16 protein-coding genes and 1 pseudogene are annotated in these 17818 nt (G+C 66.9%); 10 read left to right on the top strand and 7 right to left on the bottom strand.

All coding sequences use genetic code 11. The features are described from left to right. Position 1: 1 nt before the first annotated feature. Positions 2–910 carry an alpha/beta fold hydrolase gene (locus BN972_RS11105; RefSeq protein WP_036357573.1) on the bottom strand — a complete coding sequence of 303 codons (909 nt, stop codon included), beginning with the start codon at positions 908–910 and terminating at the stop codon, positions 2–4. Between the two features lie 133 nt (positions 911–1043). Here BN972_RS11105 and BN972_RS11100 point away from each other — a divergent pair, with 133 nt between their 5' ends. After that, entirely contained in the window at positions 1044–1553 is a 510-nt protein-coding gene (locus BN972_RS11100; RefSeq protein ID WP_080696813.1) for a DUF4232 domain-containing protein, read from the top strand. A 3-nt stretch (positions 1554–1556) separates the two neighbouring features. Here the strand turns inward: BN972_RS11100 and BN972_RS11095 are convergent, their stop codons facing one another. Further along, positions 1557–3032, bottom strand: coding sequence for an aldehyde dehydrogenase family protein (locus BN972_RS11095; RefSeq protein WP_036357570.1), 1476 nt, complete (start codon positions 3030–3032; stop codon positions 1557–1559). A gap of 167 nt (positions 3033–3199) precedes the next feature. On the opposite strand from BN972_RS11095, the gene BN972_RS11090 reads away from it, so the two are divergent. Genes BN972_RS11090 through BN972_RS11055 form a run of 8 tightly spaced genes read left to right on the top strand, consistent with a single transcriptional unit; the run spans position 3200 to position 9911 of the window. Continuing rightward, positions 3200–4402: a cytochrome P450 gene (locus BN972_RS11090; protein ID WP_051545369.1), complete on the top strand. Its 1203-nt coding sequence runs from the start codon at positions 3200–3202 to the stop codon at positions 4400–4402. Positions 4403–4406: 4 nt separating this feature from the next. Next, positions 4407–5594 (top strand): acyl-CoA dehydrogenase family protein, encoded by a 1188-nt coding sequence (locus BN972_RS11085; RefSeq protein WP_036357567.1) that lies wholly within the window; start codon positions 4407–4409, stop codon positions 5592–5594. A 17-nt stretch (positions 5595–5611) separates the two neighbouring features. After that, positions 5612–6154 (top strand): FAS1-like dehydratase domain-containing protein, encoded by a 543-nt coding sequence (locus BN972_RS11080; protein WP_036357564.1) that lies wholly within the window; start codon positions 5612–5614, stop codon positions 6152–6154. Next, a complete protein-coding gene (locus tag BN972_RS11075; RefSeq protein ID WP_036357560.1) occupies positions 6154–6552 on the top strand; it encodes a Zn-ribbon domain-containing OB-fold protein in 399 nt (132 codons plus the stop codon). Before BN972_RS11080 ends, BN972_RS11075 begins: the two co-directional genes overlap by 1 nt. Before the next feature lie 5 nt (positions 6553–6557). Next, positions 6558–7664, top strand: a complete 1107-nt coding sequence (locus tag BN972_RS11070) for an acyl-CoA dehydrogenase family protein (protein ID WP_036357558.1) — start codon at positions 6558–6560, stop codon at positions 7662–7664. Beyond that, the gene (locus tag BN972_RS11065) at positions 7661–8131 is read left to right on the top strand and encodes a MaoC family dehydratase (protein ID WP_036357555.1); all 471 of its coding nucleotides are present in this window, start codon (positions 7661–7663) and stop codon (positions 8129–8131) included. Before BN972_RS11070 ends, BN972_RS11065 begins: the two co-directional genes overlap by 4 nt. Continuing rightward, positions 8128–9297, top strand: coding sequence for a lipid-transfer protein (locus tag BN972_RS11060; protein WP_036357552.1), 1170 nt, complete (start codon positions 8128–8130; stop codon positions 9295–9297). The genes BN972_RS11065 and BN972_RS11060 overlap by 4 nt, the downstream gene beginning before the upstream one ends. A 5-nt stretch (positions 9298–9302) precedes the next feature. Beyond that, on the top strand, positions 9303–9911 hold the full coding sequence (locus BN972_RS11055) for a TetR/AcrR family transcriptional regulator (protein ID WP_036360629.1): 609 nt from the start codon (positions 9303–9305) through the stop codon (positions 9909–9911). 2 nt (positions 9912–9913) lie between these two features. On the opposite strand, the pseudogene BN972_RS31000 reads toward BN972_RS11055, so the two are convergent. The 3 genes and pseudogenes from BN972_RS31000 to pruA all read right to left on the bottom strand — a co-directional run bounded on the left by BN972_RS31000 (position 9914) and on the right by pruA (position 14069). Further along, positions 9914–11445 (bottom strand): annotated as a pseudogene (locus BN972_RS31000) (PE family protein). 33 nt (positions 11446–11478) lie between these two features. Next, positions 11479–12438 (bottom strand): proline dehydrogenase family protein, encoded by a 960-nt coding sequence (locus BN972_RS11045; RefSeq protein ID WP_036357549.1) that lies wholly within the window; start codon positions 12436–12438, stop codon positions 11479–11481. After that, a complete protein-coding gene (gene pruA, locus BN972_RS11040) occupies positions 12438–14069 on the bottom strand; it encodes an L-glutamate gamma-semialdehyde dehydrogenase (protein WP_036357546.1) in 1632 nt (543 codons plus the stop codon). Before pruA ends, BN972_RS11045 begins: the two co-directional genes overlap by 1 nt. Before the next feature lie 83 nt (positions 14070–14152). Between pruA and BN972_RS11035 the strand changes: the two genes are divergently transcribed. Then, complete coding sequence (locus BN972_RS11035; protein ID WP_036357543.1) at positions 14153–15727, top strand: PucR family transcriptional regulator; 1575 nt, start codon at positions 14153–14155, stop codon at positions 15725–15727. Here the strand turns inward: BN972_RS11035 and BN972_RS11030 are convergent. Next, the gene (locus BN972_RS11030; RefSeq protein ID WP_036357540.1) at positions 15689–16591 is read right to left on the bottom strand and encodes a sucrase ferredoxin; all 903 of its coding nucleotides are present in this window, start codon (positions 16589–16591) and stop codon (positions 15689–15691) included. The two genes, BN972_RS11035 and BN972_RS11030, sit on opposite strands and share 39 nt — an antisense overlap. Before the next feature lie 6 nt (positions 16592–16597). Beyond that, positions 16598–17812, bottom strand: a complete 1215-nt coding sequence (locus BN972_RS11025) for a cupin domain-containing protein (RefSeq protein WP_036357538.1) — start codon at positions 17810–17812, stop codon at positions 16598–16600. Positions 17813–17818 lie beyond the last annotated feature (6 nt).

The raw sequence follows: 17818 nt of genomic DNA, 5'->3' as shown, positions 1-17818 counted from the left end.
GTCACGCCTCCTCATCCCAGATCTTCATCAGGGTGGCCAGGATCTCCTCACCGCGGCCGAGCCCGGCCAGGTGGCTCTCCTCGGGCAGATGGAACAACTCGGCGTTGGGCAGCCGGGACACCGCGTGCTCCCCGTGCGCGAACGGGATGATGTGGTCGTGGTCGCCGTGCCACCAGCGCACCGGGACTTTCACGTCTGCAAGCCGGAAGCCCCAGTCCCGGGCGAACAGGATGACGTCGTTGAACGGCGCGGCCAGTTGCTTGCGGCTGCCGTTGAGCAGGTCGTCGAGGAACATCGCCTTGAACTCGGGCCGGGTCAGCAGGTGCCGATCGGCTTGCGGGGACAGCAGGGCGTAGATGTCGAGCGCCGGGGAGGCGATCGGCCGTACCGCCTGGATCAGGAGGCTCGCGCCGATGCGCAGCGGGCTGCCGCCGAATTTCAGCAACGGCGCGACGCGCAGACCCAGGTCCATGGCTCCGCCGCTGATCGCGTCGGGTCCCTGCGTGGGCGCGACACCGCCGAGCACGCCGACGGCCACGACGCGCTCAGGCAGTCCGGCGGCACAAGCCAACGTGTAGGGGCCGCCACCGGACAGGCCGACCACCGCCATCTTCTCGATGCCCAGTGTGTCGGCGATGACGCGCAGGTCCTCGGCGAACGCCGAGAGGGTCTCGTATTGATGCGGGGTCGACGAGCCTATGCCCGGACGATCGACGCCGATCAGCCGGACGTTGTGGTGCTCGGCGTAGACCCGCGCCTCGGTCGGGATCTGCCGACGGGCGCCTGGGGTGCCATGCAACCAGAAGACCGCTCGCCCCTGCGGCGCACCGAACTCCGCGAACCCGATCTGGCGGCCTTCACCTACGGCGATGTTTCCTTCGAGCTTGGGTCGGTCGATCGCGACGGCCATGCCAAGCAACCTTTCGTCATCGGATACATCGTTGCATCCGATATCATAACAGTGCCGGGTCCACGTTCAGGAGCTAATCCGCGACCGCGCGCTCTTGGGATCGGTAGCAATCCGCGGCTGGTGAACTCCCCGCATGAAAACGCTCCCGATCTGGACGCTGTCCGTCGCGTCGATATTTGCGGTCGCGACCGGGTGTCCTGCCGTCGGGCACGCGGACGACTCCGCACCGCCCTGCCAGTCCGGACAGGTGGTGGTCGGGGCCTCTCGTACGCAGGCCGCCGCGACGCACCGAGCCGTACTGCTCACCTTCGAGCTGGCGGCCTATGCCCCGCCATGCACGGTCTCCGGCTACCCCGGAGTCGACTCGGGAATTGGGGGTCCACAACTGCATGCACAGCGCACCCTGCGCGGATACCTCGGCGGCCTGCCCACCAGCTTCGACGAGCCTCCGACGATCGCCCTGTCCAAGTCCAGCCCTGCGCACGCGGTGGTGGAAAGCGTCGCCGTCGACGGGAGCGGCGGCCAGTGCCCCAGCTATACCTCGCTGCGCGTGACTCCGCCGGACAACACCGATACGCAGAATGTGCCCGTGGCTATCGACGGTTGCGCATTGCAGGTGCACCCGATCGGCAGCGGGCTCTAACGCTCAGAGCGGCACCCCGATCGCCATCGGCTCCATGTACTGATGCAGCCCACCGACACCGCCGCCCTCCCGGCCCAGACCGCTGAGCTTGAACCCCCCGAACGGCGCGGCACCGGGGCCGATGCCGTTGACCGCGATCTGGCCGGTGCGGATGCGGCGGGCGACACCCACCGCCCGGTCCACGTCCGCGCCGTACACCGCGCCGGACAGGCCGTAGCGTGAGTTGTTCGCGATGGCGACCGCGTCGTCGTCGTCGCGGTAGCGGATCACGCTCAACACCGGCCCGAACACTTCTTCTTGTGCGATTACGGAATCGGCCTGCACCCCGTCCAGAATTGTCGGCTCGAAGTAATAGCCGACGTCCAGGCCCGCCGGCCGGTGGCCGCCGGTGACCAGGCGGGCACCGTCGTCGAGCGCCCCGGCGACGTGGGCCTCGACCCGGCCGCGCTGCGCGTCGCTGATCAGCGGGCCCATTTGCACGTCGGGATCCGTCGGATCCCCGACCTTGACCGCCCGGGCCAGCGCGGCGAGCCGGTCGACCACGTCGTCGTGCAAGGAGTCCGGCAGCAGCAGCCGGCTGTGCAGGATGCAGGCCTGCCCGGCGTGCAGCGAGCAACAGTCGAAGAGCATCTGTTGCAGCATCTCGTCGGTGATTTGCGCGTCGTCCAAGATGATGCACGCCGACTTGCCCCCCAGCTCCAGCAATAGGCGCTTGAGCGTGTCGCCCGCGGCCGACATGACCTGCCGGCCGACCACCGTGCTGCCGGTGAAGCTGACCATGTCGATGCGGGGATCGGTGGTCAGCAGCTTGGCTGCGTCAACTCCCGATGGGGTGACAACGTTAACCACACCCGGCGGGAAATCGGTGTGCTCGTCGATGATCCGGGCTAACGCCAGACCGGCCAGCGGGGTCAGCGGCGACGGCTTGAGTACCACTGTATTACCGGCCGCCAATGCGTGATTGAGCTTCATGACGTTCAGGCAGTGCGGGAAATTCCACGGAGTCAGCACCGACACGACACCGAGCGGCGCGTGGCGCAGCAACGTGGTACCGGCGCCGATGCCGGTGACTTCCTCGTCAGCAAGTTGGGTGGCAAGTTGAGCGGCGTGCATTGACATGAACGCGGCACCGTCGACCTGCATGACCCGTTCGTTGGCGATGCAACCCCATTCCAGTTGGGACAGCGCGAAGAATTCGTCGGCGTGTTTGAGCAGCGCGTCGCCGAGTTGGCTCAAGCAATTGGCGCGGTCCGCTGCGGTCATGTCCGCCCACGGCCCTTCGTCGAAGGCGCGGCGCGCAGCGCCGATCGCCGCACCGACCTGGTTGATGCTCGCGTCCGGGGCGGTGGCGATGACCTGCTCGGTGGCCGGTGAAATGTCTTCGTAGCGACCGTTTTCCGGTTCGACCCACCTCCCGTCGATGTAGAGCTGGTAGGTGTCGATCAGTCCCGGGAGTTCCGTAGCTTGTGGCGCAGTCATCTGCTTCCTCACCCAAAGTCGGTCATCTATCCCCTTGGTGTACACCCACGGGACACGGGCGTCAATTGTCTATCTGCTGAAATACAGACCAAATCAACGGCAGTGTGTCCTTATTGACAGGGACATCCAGCTCAGAGTAGACACGATGCGCAGGACACTTTGTACCTATGTGTCGGATCGGAGGACCGCTCGCCGTGCACACCGACACCCCCCTGCATTCCCCCGACTTCTACGCCGGCGACCCGTACCCGGCCTACCGGGAGCTGCGGGCAAACTCGCCGGTGCACTGGAACGACGTCACTAAATTCTGGGCTCTGCTCAAATACGAGGACATCCGCTACGTGTCCAGCAACCCGGCGCTGTTCACCTCGACCAAGGGCATCTCGATACCGGACCCACAGATGCCCAACCCGGTGCAGGAGGGTGCGCTGATCTTCACCGATCCGCCCCGGCACCGGCAGATGCGCAAACTGATCAACTCGGGCTTCACCCGGCGCCGGGTTGCGATCCTGGAGCCGAAAATCCGCGAGATCGTCAGCGGCATCCTCGACGGGGTCGAGGCCGGCTCCGTGCACGAATTCGCCGAGGAGATCGCCGCCCCGCTGCCGACCCGCATGATCGCCGAACTGATCGGAGCGCCCGCGGAGGACTGGGAACAGTTCCGGGCCTGGTCCGACGCGGCCACCGGTACCGCCGACCCGGAGATCGAACTGGACTCGTTCGTCGCGATCGGCCAGCTCTTCGAGTATTTCCAGAAGCTGATCGCGGCCCGGCGCCAGGAACCCCGCGACGACTTGTTGTCGGTGCTCGCCGAGTCGGAGATCGACGAACATCGCCTCACCGACGAGGACCTGCTGAACTTCTCGTTCCTGTTGTTGGTAGCCGGCAACGAAACCACCCGCAACCTGATTGCGCTCGGCACGCTGGCATTGATCAACCACCCCGACCAGTGCCGTCTGCTGGCGGAGGACCCGACGCTGATTCCCAGCGCGGTCGAGGAGATGCTCCGCTGGACCAGCCCCGTCGTCAGCATGTCGCGCGTCGCCACCGCGGATGTCGAAATCCGCGGCCAACCGATCCGGGCAGGTGATGTGGTGACCATGCTGTACGGGTCGGCCAACCGCGACGAGGACGTATTCGGCTCCAGCAGCGAGGAATTCGACGTGCGACGCCATCCCAATCCGCACATCGCCTTCGGTTGCGGTGAACATTCCTGCATCGGAGCGCAATTGGCGCGACTGGAGGCGACCGTGTTCTTCGACGAATTCCTGCGCCGGTTCCCCAACCTGGAACTCGTCGGCGACGTCGACCGGATGAAGGCCACCATGGTGCCCGGAGTGAAGCGCATGCCGGTCCGGCTGGGGGTCTGAGTCGATGGATCTTGAGTACTCCCCGGAGCAGGAACAGCTGCGCGTTGAGATGCGCGCCACGCTGCAACAGGTCATGACCCCCGAACGCGTCGCGGCGATCGCCGAGAACATCGAAGGCGGTCCGGCGGTGCGCGACTGTGTGCGCGCGCTGGCGGCGGCCAACCTGCTCGGCGTCGGTTGGCCCAAAGAATATGGCGGGCGCGGGTTCTCGGCCATCGAGCAATTCATCTTCTCCGAAGAGGCGCGCCGGGCGGGCGCCCCCATTCCGCTGGTGACGCTCAATACGGTGGGCCCGACGTTGATGCAGCGCGGCACCGAGGAACAGAAGCGAAAGTTCCTGCCGGCGATCCTGGACGGCAGCGTCGAGTTCGCCATCGGTTATTCCGAGCCGGGAGCGGGTAGCGACCTGGCGTCGATCCGCACCACCGCGGTACGCGACGGCGACGAATACGTGATCAACGGCCAAAAGATGTTCACCAGTGGCGCGGCGTATGCGGACTACGTCTGGCTGGCCGTGCGCACCGACCCGAATGCCAAGAAGCACAAGGGGATTTCAATCCTCATCGTGCCGACGTCGTCGCCCGGATTCTCCTGGCAGCCGCTGCACACCATGCCGGGCATTTCCACCTTCTACACGTTCTACGACAATGTGCGAGTGCCCCTCAGCGCGCTGGTCGGCGAGGAGAACCAGGGGTGGCAGCTGATCACCACCCAGCTGAATTTCGAACGCGCGGCCCTAGGCAACCTCGGCGCCCTCGAGCCGCTCTTCGAGAAGACCCTGGATTGGGCCACCACCACCGAGCTCGACGACGGCCGCGTCATCGACCAGCCGTGGGTCCAGCTCGCGCTCGCCCGGGTCGAGGCTCAGGTCGCGGCATACAAGCTCGTAAATCTGCGGGTGAACGCGGCCATGACCAAGGGGGTGTTGAACATGGGTGAGGCGTCGGCGGCCAAAGTGTTCGGCACCGAGCTCACCCAGCAGGTCGCCCGGCAGCTGCTGGAAGTCCTCGATGGGAACGGGGTACGCCGCGGCGCGGACGCTCCGCTGCGCGGCGCACTGGAAACCGCGTACCGGCAAGCCGTGATCAACACCTTCGGCGGCGGGGCCAACGAAATTCAACGCGACATCATCGCCATGGCCGGGTTGGGCATGCCACGCGCCCCCCGTGACCTGCGAGCCACAACGAAATAGTAAGGAAGGCAAGGTAGATGACAGACACCGAGCTGCTGAGCAAGGTGCGCGCGCTCGTCGGGAAACCGACCGGCGGGAGCGGAAAGCCATCGGTGGCGCCCGATCCGGTCAACCAGCCGATGATCCGGCACTGGGCCTATGCGCTCGCCGACTTCAACCCGGTGTACATCGACCCGGAATTCGCGGCGACGTCCAGGTTCGGCGGCATCGTCTCGCCACCGGTGATGCTGCAGACCTGGACGATGCCGGCGCCCAAGCTCGAGGGCATCGGTGAGCGCGGCGGCGCGCCAATGGAGATCAAGTCGAATCCCACGGCGTTCCTCGACGAAGCCGGTTACACCAGCACGGTGGCCACCAACTCGGAATTCGAAATCGAACGCTACCCGCGGCTGGGCGACGTGATCAGCGCGACGACGGTCTACGAATCGGTGTCCGACGAAAAGACCACGGCGCTGGGGACGGGGTTCTTCCTGACCTGGCTTACCACCTACACCGACCAGCACGGTGAGGTGCTGGGCCGGCAGCGTTTCCGGGTACTCCGATTCAGGCCGGCGAACTGATGGCGACGCGGCTGCCTCCGACGATCAGCGCGGACACCAAGTTTTTCTGGGATGGCCTGCGCGAGAATAAACTTCTGATCCAGCAGTGTGACGGCTGCGGCACGCTGCGCCATCCGCCCCGGCCGATGTGCCCGCAGTGCCGATCGCTGGACTGGACGGCTATCGAGTCGAGCGGCCGCGGCACCGTGTACAGCTACGTGATGCCGCACCAGCCGCGGTTTCCGTTCTTCGACTATCCCTATGTCGTCGCGCTGGTCGAACTGGAGGAGGGTGTGCGGCTGGTGTCCAACCTGACCGACATCGATCCGGCGGACATCACCGTCGGGATGCCGGTCGAGGTCTATTTCCAGACGTTCGACGGAGACCTTGCCCTGCACCAATTCCGGCCGCGCGGGTAGACATCATGGATTTCACGTTCACCGAAGAGCAGGAGACGATCGCCAAACTCGCCCGGGACCTGTTCGAGCGCCGCGCCACCCCGGAGCGGCTCACCGAGCTGGAAGCCGGTGATGTCCGGTATGACGAGGCATTGTGGCAGGAACTGGCCGCCGCCGACCTGCTCGGCACCGCTTTGCCGGAATCGGTGGGCGGTAACGGCGGTGGGTTCGTCGAACTCGGCGTCCTGCTCGCCGAGGTCGGCTGGAGCGTGGCCCCGGTGCCCGTTTACGCCACGCTGGTACTGGGCGCCGACCCGATTGCCCGACACGGGACCCCCGATCAGCGGAGCCGATTCCTGCCCGACGTCGTTGCAGGAAAACGCATTCTGACGGCCGCGCTGACCGAACCGGGTCGCTCGGACCCGACCCGCCCGGCAACCAACGCGCGCCGCGACGGGCCGAACTGGCGGCTGGACGGGGTCAAGGAGTTGGTGCCGGCCGCCCAACTTGCCGACACGGTGTTGATCCCGGCTCGCACCGACGATGGCGATGTCGGACTGTTCCTGCTCGCGACCGACGCGAACGGGGTGGACATCCGTCCGGCGAAGACCACCCACCGCGAGCCGCATGCCGACGTATCGCTGGACGGCGCAACCGTTTCCGACGATGACCGCCTCGCCGGCGGGATCGACTCGCTCTACACGCGCGCCCTGATCGCCCTGTGCGCCATCCAACTCGGTGTCGCGGATCGGGCTTTGCACATCGCGGCCCGCTACACCACCGAGCGCGAGCAGTTCGGCCGGCCGATCGGCAGCTTCCAGGCCGTCCAGCAACGGATGGCCGACGCATTCATCGACGTCGAGGCGATCCGGTGGACCACCTGGCATGCGGCGTGGCTGGTTGCCAACGGGCGCCCGGCCGATCGGGCGGCGCGCATCGCGAAGTTCTGGGCCGGTGAGGCCGGCGCGCGAGTCGCCGCCACGGCTCAGCAGGTCCACGGCGGCATCGGCATCGACACCACCTATCCTCTGCACCGCTACTTCCTGTGGGCGAAGTACAACGAGCTCATCCTCGGTTCGGCGTCCCAGCAACTTGCCTGTCTCGGTGCGACGTATTCGGAAGGACAAGCATGACTACCACCGCAACCTCGACCCGGAAAACCCTGGCGTGGCAGGAGATCTCGGAAGGTGACGAGGTCACAGCTCTGGAGGTCCCGATTACCACCACCATGATCGTCGCGGGCGCGATCGCGTCGCGTGACTTCATGCCGGTACACCACGACCGCGACTACGCCAACAAGCAGGGCTCGCCGAATCTGTTCATGAACATTCTGACCACCAACGGGTACTGCGTGCGATTCCTCACCGAATGGGCGGGGCCGGAGGCGATGGTCAAGAAACTGTCGATTCGCCTTGGCGTGCCGAGCTTTCCGGACGACCCACTGCGTTTCAGCGGCTCGGTGACCGGTAAGACCGAAGGCACGGGTGGTGAGAATTTCGTCGAGGTCACGTTCCAGGGAGCCAACAGTCTCGGCAACCACGTCTCGGGCACCGCGGTGCTCAGCCTGCTCGACAAGACCTCGGAAGGGGGCCAGGCGTGAGCAGCGCGCTGCCCGGCGCCGCAGCAATCGTCGGGATCGGTCAGACCGAATTCTCCAAGGAATCCGGCCGCAGCGAACTTCAATTGGCCTGTGAGGCGGTCAGTGCAGCGCTGGACGACGCCGGGCTGGCGCCCAGCGACGTTGACGGCATGGTCACGTTCACCATGGACTCCAGCGACGAGATCGACATCGCGCGCAACGTCGGCATCGGTGACCTGAGCTTCTTCAGCCGGGTGCACCACGGCGGCGGGGCGGCCGCGGGCACCGTGGTACACGCCGCGATGGCGGTCGCCACCGGTGTCGCGGACGTGGTGGTGTGCTGGCGCGCCTTCAACGAGCGTTCCGGCTTCCGGTTCGGCGGCAGCGGACGCACCAGCGCCGAAACGCCGTTGTTCATGGCGCATTACGCGCCGTTCGGGCTGATCACTCCGGCCGCGTGGGTCGCCATGCACGCCCAGCGCTACATGTCGACCTACGGCGTCACCAACGAGGACTTCGGCCGTATTGCGGTCGTGGACCGCGCGCACGCGGCCCGCAACCCGGATGCGTGGTTCTACGAACGGCCGATCACGCTGGAAGACCACCAGAATTCGCGGTGGATCATCGAGCCGGTGTTGCGTCTGCTGGACTGCTGCCAGGAGAGCGACGGCGGTGTCGCGCTGGTGGTGACCAGCGCCGAACGAGCTCGAGATCTTCGCCAGCCGCCGGCGATCATCACCGCGGCGGCCCAGGGCGCGGCGGCCAACGGCGAGATGATGACGAGCTACTACCGCGACGACATCACCGGGCTCCCCGAAATGGGTGTGGTGGCCGACCGGTTGTGGCGTGATTCCGGCCTCAAGCCCCAGGACATCCAAACCGCCTTCATCTACGACCATTTCACGCCGTTCGTATTCAGCCAGCTGGAGGAACTCGGCTTCTGCGGGCGCGGCGAGGCCAAGGACTTCGCCACCGTCGAGCGGCTGTCGCTCGGTGGCGAGTTCCCGATCAACACCAATGGCGGACTGCTCGGTGAGGCCTATATCCACGGAATGAACGGCATCACCGAAGGTGTTCGTCAGGTGCGGGGCACTTCTTACAACCAGGTGGAGAATGTCGAACACGTGCTGGTGACGTCCGGGACGGGCGTGCCCACCAGCGGGCTGATTCTGGCCAGATCCAGCTAGGTTTGCTGATGACCCAGGCGACCTCCACCGAAACTCGTGACCTCATCCTCGAGTCCGCTTATGCCTGCTTCCGCAAGCACGGATTATTGAAGACGACGATCGTCGATATCGCCCGCCTGGCCAACGTCTCCCGCAGCACGATCTATGAATACTTCCGGGACAAGGGCGAGATCTTGGAGGCTTGCGCCGAACAAGCCTCCGAGCAGTTTTACCGGGAGATGTCCCGAGCCATGGACCGCGGCCGCTCACTGGAGGAAAAGCTCTCCAACGCAGCGGTTTTCGTGTCGCAGGCGCGACGGGCGATCGCATCCGAGGAATACTTCGACGAGGATGCGATCAGCCTGCTGCTCACCAAGGACGCAGCCGTGCTGCTGCGAGAATGCATCGACTTCTTCGCGCCATACCTTTCGGCGGCCAAGCTCACCGGCGAGGTCCGCAAGGATCTCGATGTGCAGGCGGCCGGTGAATGGTTCGCACGAATCCTGTTCTCGCTCTTCAGCACCCTGTCCCCGGTCCGGGACATGGACGACCCCGAGGTGGTCGCCGAGTTCGTCAGCTCGTTTGTGGTGCGCGGCTTCGCCGCCGAACGCGCGCGGCCGCGGCGGGCGACGTAGCGTTACGACCCGGCCACTCCGTCGCTACCGAACAACCGCCCGCCCGATCCGCCAGCGCCGCCCGGTTGGGTTCCGCTGCCGTTGCCGCCGTTACCGCCGTTGCCGATCAGCAGCGCGTTTCCGCCGCTGCCGCCGTTGTTGCCGTTGGCGCCACCGGTGCCCGCATTGCCGCCATTGCCGCCCCAGCCGTACAGCAGACCGCCGTCGCCGCCGCTGCCGCCCGCCCCGTTCAGGATGCCGCTCCCCCCGCCCGAGCCGCCGGCTCCGCCCGCACCGATGATCCAGGCGGCACCGCCGAATCCGCCGTTGCCGCCGTGCAATTGGCCGAACCCGCCGGTACCGCCCGACCCGGCGTCGCCGATCACCCCGCTTCTGCCGCCGGAGCCGCCCGCGCCGCCCACCTCGCCAGTGCCGGTGCCGCCGGTCCCGCCGTTTCCTCCGCCGCCATACAGCGACCCACCCCCGCCGCCGCTGCCCCCGGCTCCACCCACGTCGTTGCCCATACCGCCGGTGCCGCCGGCGCCGCCCTTACCGATCCACTGCGCTGAGCCGCCCTGACCACCTAACCCGCCTTGCGTGGTGAGCCCGTCGCCTCCGGCTCCCCCGGCACCGCCGTCACCGATCAGCCCGCCACCGCCGCCGTATCCGCCGGTGCCGCCGACGCCACCGGTGCCACCGGCCCCGCCGGTCCCTCCGCTGCCGACCAATCCCGCCGCACCACCCGCGCCACCTGCTCCGCCGTCGAGGACAGAGCCCACGCCGCCCGTGCCACCGGTCCCGCCGTTGCCATAGAACAGCCCGCCGAGGCCGCCGGATCCCCCGGACCCCCGCCCTGCCGGTGCCGCAACCCGCCGTTGCCGCCGTGACCGAAGAGGACCGCGTCGCCACCGGCACCGGCGATGCCCCCCGGAACCACTATGGTGCCGGTGCCGCCATTACCGCCGGCGCCGCCATTGCCATACAGGATCCCGCCGATACCGCCCCTACCGCCGGCGGCCCCGGCGCCACCACCGCCGCCCGGGCCGCCGTTACCGATCAACCCGGCGCTACCGCCATTGGTGCCTGCCACTCCCGCGGTTGTACTGGTGTACCCGGCGCCACCATTGCCGTACAGAATTCCGCCGGCGCCACCGGCCTGCCCCGCCGTGGTCGCGTTGGCCCCATCGCCGATCAGCGGGCGCCCAAAGACAAGCTGAGTCGGGGTGTTGATGGCGATGAGCAACTGCTGCTGGAACATCTCGAGCGGGGAGACGCTCGCGGCCTCCGCACCCGCATAGGTGGCCGCCGCGGCGTCGAGCGCTTGCAGGAATTGTTGCCGAAACGCTTCGGCTTGCGCCGCGAGCGTTTGATAAGCCTTGCCCTGCACGGAGAACAGCGACGCGATGGCCAGCGACACCTCGTCGGCACCCGCCGCCAGTATCCGCGTCGTCGGGACGACGGCCGCGGCATTGGAGGCGGTCAGCGCCGACCCGATATTCGTCAACTCTCCCGCGGACGACGCCAATATCTCCGGGACCACCATCAGAGTCGACATCGCGGCCCTCCTCAACGGCCAGCACTATCGGCATCAAGCATAAGCTCGTAGGGCCCGCAGAAAGAATCCTAAATTTGCTGGTCGCTCGGCTAACCGCCGCATGAAATACCCGTACCACTCGGTGCCGAACGGCACGTACACCCTTACCTGGTTGCCGGCCCGGGCCAGACGCCGCTGTTCGTCGTCGCGGATGCCGTAGAGCATCTGGTATTCGAATTCCGTTTGGTTGTACGCGAATTCGCGAGCCAGTCGCGGGACGGCTTCGAGGATCAGCGGATCGTGCGAGGCGACCATCGGATACCCGCGACCCGCCATCAACACCCGCAGGCAGCGGAGGTAGGAGTCGGTGATCTGATCGTCGGCGCGGTACGCCACCGATGCGGGCTCATCGTAGGCGCCCTTGCACAGTCGCACCCGAGCTCCAACGGCGGCCAATTCTTCGCAATCGGCGAGGGTGCGGCGCAGGTAAGCCTGCAGAACCGTACCGAGCCAGGGGAAGTCGACCCGCAGATCACCGGAGATCGACAGCGTCGAGTCGGTCGTGGTGTGGTCTTCGGCGTCCACCGTCACCCACACGCCGAGCTGACTGGCCCGCTCGCAGATGGTCCGCGCATTGTCCAGCGCGATCTTCTGACCATCGCGATCCAACGCCTGCCCCAGCGCCGAAAGCTTGACCGAGACTTCCAGCGGACGGACCCCGTCGCTCGGCGAGTCCCCACCCAACGCGTCGAGCAACTCGAGATAGGCCCGCACCGTAGCCGCTGCGCCGTCGGCGTCGTCAACGTTCTCACCGAGGAAATCTACGCTGACAAAGCGGCCGGAATCTCGCAGTGCGGCAACGACAGTCAGTGCTTCTGGGATGGTTTCTCCGGGCACGAACCGGTGCACCACCCGCCGGGTGAGCGTTGACCGCTGCAGCGCCCGGCGTAATCCGTCGGCTCGACTGGCCGCGAGCAGGGCCGGCCGTACGGTGTGCGCAAACAGGCCGCTCATCACTCGGCAGCCATGTGTGGGTAGGTGTGGTCGGTGGCCGGCACAAACGTCTCCTTGATGGTGCGCGCCGACGTCCAGCGCAGCAGGTTGAGCAGCGAACCGGCCTTGTCGTTGGTGCCCGAACCACGTGAGCCACCGAACGGTTGACGTCCAACCACCGCGCCGGTCGGCTTGTCGTTGATATAGAAGTTGCCCGCCGCGAACCGCAGTCGCTGCAGCGCGGTGCGCACTGCCGCGCGATCGTCGGCGATCACCGCTCCGGTCAACGCGTACCGCGAACCGGTGTCAACCACATCGAGGATCCGCTCGTACTGGTCATCCGGGTAGATGTGCAGTGCCAGCACCGGACCGAAGTACTCGGTGGCGAACGCCTCGTCGGTGGGGTCATCCGACAGCAGCACGGTGGGGCGCACGAAATACCCTTCACCGTCGTCGTATTCGCCGCCGACCGCGATCGTCATCCTGGGCGCGCCTTTCGCCCGTTCGATGGCGTCCACGTTCTTGACGAAAGCACGCCGGTCGATCAGCGCACCGCCGAAATTGGACAGGTCGGTGACATCACCGTAGCTGAGTTCGGCTGCCGCGCCGAGGAATTCGTCTCCCATCCGCTGCCATACCGAGTGTGCGACGAAGGCCCGGGACGCGGCCGAGCACTTCTGGCCCTGGTAGTCGAAGGCGCCCCGAATCAGCGCGGTGCGCAGCACATCCGGGCGGGCCGAAGCGTGCGCAACCACGAAATCCTTACCGCCCGTCTCACCGACGAGTCGTGGATAACTCTGGTAATGACCGATGTTGGCCCCCACCTCCCGCCACAGGTGCTGGAAGGTGGCGGTCGACCCGGTGAAGTGAATGCCGGCCAACCGCGCGTCACTTAGCGCCACATCCGAGACCGCCAGACCGTCGCCGGTGAGCATGTTGATGACGCCAGGCGGCAACCCTGCCGCCTCGAGCAACCTCATCGTCAGGTAGGCCGACAGGGTCTGCGTGATCGACGGCTTCCACACCACGGTGTTACCCATCAGCGCCGGTGCCGTGGGCAGATTGGCGGCGATTGAAGTGAAGTTGAACGGGGTGATCGCGTACACGAAGCCGTCCAGCGGCCGGTAGTCACTGCGGTTCCATTCCCCCGGGCCGCTGACAGGCTGCTGGGCCAAGACCTGGCGGGCAAAGGCGACGTTGAACCGCCAGAAGTCGATCTGTTCGCAGGGCGCATCGATCTCGGCCTGGTACACGGACTTGGACTGGCCGAGCATGGTTGCGGCTGCGATCTTCTCGCGCCAAGGCCCGGCCAGCAGGTCGGCCGCTCGCAGGAACACCGCGGCGCGTTCCTCGAACGGCGTGGCAGACCACTCCGCCTTCGCCGCCACCGCGGCCTCCACGGCGGCGGACGCGTCGGCGTGCACAGCGTTGGTGAGGGTCCCCAACTTGGCCGCATGCCGGTGCGGCTGAACCACGTCAATCCGTTGCCCCTCACCCATGACGTGCCGTCCGGCGATGACGTGCGGCAGATCGATCGGATTCTCGGCCAGGGCTGCCAGCTCGCCACGCAGTCGGTCACGTTCGGGTGAGCGCGGTGCGTAGTCGTGCACCGGTTCGTTGACCGGCGTCGGCACCTGAGTGATCGCGTCCATACGGCCAGGGTCCCCTGGTTGGTAGCCCGAACTGTTAGCCGATCAGACAACATGGGCTGCCCGCTCTAGTAGAATCCGACAACATGGGTAGGCCGGGAGTAAGCCTCGGCAAACTGCTGCTCGCGCTCGACGCAACGATGGTGAGCCTGGTCGAGGCGCCTCGCGGTCTGGACCTGCCGGTGGCGTCGGCGGCCTTGATCGACTCCGACGACGTCCGGTTGGGTTTGGCGACAGCGGCCGGCTCGGCCGACGCCTTCTTCCTGCTAGGGGTCTCGCAGGCCGAAGCGTTGCGCTGGATCCGCAACCAGGTGGACGCCCCGGTGGCCATCTTCACCAAGGAGCCGTCGGAGGCATTGACCGCCGCGGCGGTCCAGGCCGGGTCAGCGGTCGTCGCCGTGGAGCCGCAAGCCCGCTGGGAGCGGGTATATCAGCTGGTCAACCACGTACTCGCGCATCACCGGGGCGCCGACCCGCAGGAGGACTCCGGCACCGATCTGTTCGGGTTGGCGCAGTCCCTGGCCGATCGGATCCACGGCATGGTCAGCATCGAGGACGCACAGTCACATGTGCTGGCCTATTCGGCATCCAACGACGAAGCCGACGAGCTGCGGCGGCTGTCGATTCTCGGTCGGGCCGGGCCGCCCGAGCATCTGCAGTGGATCGGCCAATGGGGCATCTTCGACGCGCTGCGAGCGGGCGACGAGGTGGTGCACGTCGCCGAACGGCCGGAGCTGGGACTGCGCCCACGCCTGGCCATCGGCATTCATCAGCCCGCTGAGAGTCCGCGGCATTCCCCGGTGTTCATGGGCACGATCTGGGTGCAACAGGGTCTACAGCCGCTGGCTGAAGATGCCGACGAGATGCTGCGGGGCGCGGCGGTGCTGGCCGCCCGCGTCATGGCCCGGCTGGCGGCCCGGCCGTCCACGCATGCCCGGCGGGTGCAGCAACTACTCGGCCTGCGCGCGGACGACGCCGTCGACGTCTCCGCCATCGCCCGCGACCTCGGCATGTCGATCGACGCAACAGGCGCCCTCGTGGGGTGGGACTCGGCGACGGCCAATTCTCGGTTGACCGATGCTTTAGCGTTGAGTGCCAGTGCATTTCGCCGGGACGCCCAGGTGGCATCGAACCGTTCCAGGATTTACGTGCTATTGCCCCAGGTAACCTCCAGCCGATCATTGCACTCCTGGGTCCGCGGCACCATCGCCGCCCTGCGGACCGAATTGGGCGCGCAATTGCGTGCAGTGATTGCCACCCCGATCGCCGGACTGGCTGCCGTCGCTGCGGCGCGCAGCGAGGTGGACCGGGTGCTGGACAGCGCCGCACGCCATCCGGTTTCCATCGGTCAGGTCACCTCGCTGGCCGAAGCGCGTACCACCGTGCTGCTCGACGAGATCGTCACGATGATCGGCAATCATCCTCGGCTCGTCGACCCACGGATAGGTGAGTTGCGCGAACGGGATCCGGCATTGGTCGAAACATTGCGGGTGTACCTGGACAGCTTCGGCGATGTCGCCACGGCCGCACACGCGTTGCGGGTACATCCCAATACGGTGCGCTACCGGATCCGGCGCATCGAGCAGCTGTTGGCGACGTCCTTGACGAATCCCGATGTACGGCTATTGTTTTCGCTCGGGCTTCGGGTTGATGCCTACTAGCGTGAAGGTGCGGACGCGGCCGGGCACCGACGCATGGCACATGGACAGCAGCGGCTCGGACATCTCTTCGGCCAGAACGACTTCCACCGGGCCGGAGTCGCCGGCGAGCAACACGCGGATCCGATGCTCGGCGCGCTGGACATCAAGCGGTGACAACGCGGCGATCCGATCCTCTCCGGACGCCGCCCGCACAAAGTACTGTGCCGCCTGAACCGGGTGCGGCAGGCAGGTGCGCCCCCGCAGGAACCTGTTGTCCAGTCGTCCGTCGAAGTACAGCCGGACAAGTCCGGCAGCATCGGCCGAGTCAACCCGCCCGTAGCACAACCCTTCGGGCAGAACCAGCATGGTTGCAGCGAACCTGTCCCCACCCAGATGCGAACACTCCCAGGTCAATTCGGGATATTCCGCAGCGATCGCCGCGGTCGCGGCGCGACCGCGCACCGCGCAGCACTGGTCGTGCTTGCCATGGGCGCAGACCGCAATCAACGGAGTGGTCAAGGGTCGGCCATCGGAACCGTCGAGCGCGATGTCGAGATACTCCTGCGGCCCGCTGACCTCACCGTGATGCAACTCCTCCGCACCCTCGTCCGACCGCGCCAGAAACCAGCGCCATCGGGGCTGCGCGGGACGGCGGCCGGGTTTGCGTATCGCGGCGACCCGCATCCCGGCCGCCTCGACGCGCCGGGCGATCGCGCGACCCAGCTTGGGGTCGAGGATCGTCTCGGAATTCAAAAACGCTGAATGTCCCCAGGCGCCCGGTATTTCGAACATGGCCCAGGCATGGCCGGCCGATGCCGTGCCGTACATCGGGTCGTTGCGAGCCAGTGATTGGTCACTGCACGGGGAGCGCTTCCCAGCGGCCATTCCCACTCATTCCCGGCCTGGCGCGGGTGACACGACGGCCTCACGCAGCAACCGCCGAATCAGCACCGTCGCGTCGTCGCGGTCCAGACCAGGTGTGGACCCCGCTTCGATCGTCGCCCCCTCGTGCAATGCCCGGATCGCCGGCGCGCACGCCTGCGGGAAGGTCATGGTCCGGTCCGGGAGTCGCAGAACCAGACGGCCGCCGTCGTTTTCGATCGTTCCGCCCAGCCCGTGCCGCCACTGAACCGGCGTACTCCCGGCCGACTCCGCCGCCCGCAAGGAAGCCAGCGGCCGGACCGGGGCCGGCCGGGTGCGCTGCGCGTGGCGCCGCGTCAAGCGCGCCGCCGCTTGCTCGCCGATCTCGGTCGCGTTCTGGCGCATCCACTCGGCCGCCTCGGCCATGACTTTGGTTGTCATTGCGGCCATTTCGTCACGGTCGGTGGGATCAGCCCCCAGCGGCAAGGAACGGCGGAACTCCCCGGAGACGGCGAGGGCGTCCACCACGGCCTGCATCACGTCCAGCTGGGTCACCGGAGCGACACCCACGGTGAGATGGATCGTTGTCGAATCCGTCGAATGCGCCGAATGCAGCCAGCCCCGCGGCAGATACAGCGCGTCGCCGGCGGCCAGCACGGTGTCGATAACCGGCTCCCCTGCTGCGCGTTCGGCGATCGCCCCGCGGTGGTCGGTCCACGGCTGCGACGGCAGTGGGTCCGGATGCACGGGGTCGTGGACCACCCATCGCTTCTCCCCCGCGATCTGCAGCACGAAGACGTCGTGAACGTCGTAATGCGGATCGAACCCGCGGCTGTTCGGCGGCGTGATGTAGGCGTTGGCCTGCACCGGGTGACCCAGGTCGTCGACCATGCCGCGTACGAAGTCGATGACGGGCGGCCACAGGCGATGCAAACCCTGCAGCACGATCGTCGCACCGGCCGCGAACTGGGTCAGCACCTTCGCCGAGTCCACCTGGTCGGGCATCTCGGCGCCGAACCCTCCGGGGCCGAGATAGCACTCCCGCGCCAACAAGTCGCCGCGTTTGGCCATCCGGATGAACGGTGCCCGAACCCCACGTTCGGCGATCAGCTCGTCCACCGCCGCCGGGGACAGTAGATCGCTGAAGTCCCGCGGCAGGGCGCCGGCCCGGCTGAGCAACGGCCGGCGCCCCCAGTGTTCCGCGGCGAACGATTCGAGACCAGTGGCGACGCAGCGAGTCAGCATCGCCGA

The sequence above is a fragment of the Mycobacterium asiaticum DSM 44297 genome (assembly GCF_000613245.1).
Lineage (GTDB): Bacteria > Actinomycetota > Actinomycetes > Mycobacteriales > Mycobacteriaceae > Mycobacterium > Mycobacterium asiaticum.
The sequence above is the reverse complement of the archived record's forward strand: the minus strand, read 5'-3'. Positions and strand labels throughout refer to the sequence as shown.